A 1,025-nucleotide genomic window follows, 5' to 3' on the forward strand; every position below is an offset into this window, starting at 1 on the left:
GCCCAGCTCCCGGGCCCGCGCCTCGGACCAGGCGAGCAGAGCGGTGCCAAGACCCCGCCCCCGGTGCCCGGGATGCACCTGGACAGTGGCCCGCCGCCCCCGTACCCAGCCCCATGCGGCCAGGTCCCCGGCGGGACCGGTGACCAGCACCGTGTCGCACGCCGCGGCGTCCCCGGCCATGCCGAGATCGGCCGCGATGCGATCGGCGTCGGTCGTGGCCAGGCCGTGCAGCGCGCGCTCGCCCGCGCCGGCCAGGCGGTGCACGGCATCGGTGTCGGCGGTGGTGGCGGGGCGGACTCGATAGCCGGCCGGCCATGCTCCCGCGAAAGGATCAGCCATGCAGGAACCCTGCACCGGCACACCCCACCGGAAACAGGGAGAAGGCCCCCGGTCGGCACCGACGCCGGCCGGAGGCCTCTTCATGCCCGGTCCGGTGCGTCAGCCGTCGTTCTCCGACGACGGGATGTACGCGCCCGGCACGTCGTTCGGCACGTATCGCCGCGAGCCGGTTCAGGACACGGTGCACATGCCGCTTGCCCGAGGGGTCGAGGCCGTCGGAGGGCTCGTCCAAGGCGAGCGCCGGGGCCGGGTGAGCAGGGCGGCGGCGAGACCAGCGCGGCCAGGTTCCGCCGGGCGGTCAACGACGGCTACAGGCCCGGCCCGTCGACGAAACCGGCCACTGCGTCAACGGCCGAAAGCGCGCGCCCGACCGGCACGCCGAGGATCTCCAGAGTGCCCGCGTCGGCGACGGCGAGCCCCAGCAACAGGCCGAGCGGCGTTGTCTTCCCGGCCCCGTTCGGCCCGACCAGGCCAGACCGCAAGGACCGTAGGCGGGTGCCGAAGACCCTTGCAGTGAGGTGAGTTGAACGTTCCGGGAACGAGGAGCAACAGATGTTCGACCCCTCGCGCACCCTCCGCACCCGGCCCGACCCGGACCGCGTGGCACCCCCCGCCCCCACCCGCGCGTGCGCGTCCGGCGCCTCCCGTGCCCCATGGGCGGGGCGCCGCAGCGGTCACCCTGGAGC

General features: G+C 75.0%; 1 protein-coding gene and 1 pseudogene. Both read right to left on the reverse strand.

What is annotated here, in order from left to right:
- A partial coding sequence (locus CCN72_RS36965; protein WP_143664344.1) for a GNAT family N-acetyltransferase occupies positions 1-339 on the reverse strand: 339 nt, incomplete at its 3' end.
- Positions 340-496: 157 nt separating this feature from the next.
- Positions 497-812, reverse strand: a pseudogene (locus CCN72_RS36970) (ATP-binding cassette domain-containing protein); the annotation flags it as partial.
- Between the last annotated feature and the right edge of the window lie 213 nt (positions 813-1,025).

This window comes from Streptomyces murinus (assembly GCF_002154555.1).
Classification (GTDB): Bacteria; Actinomycetota; Actinomycetes; order Streptomycetales; family Streptomycetaceae; genus Streptomyces; species Streptomyces murinus.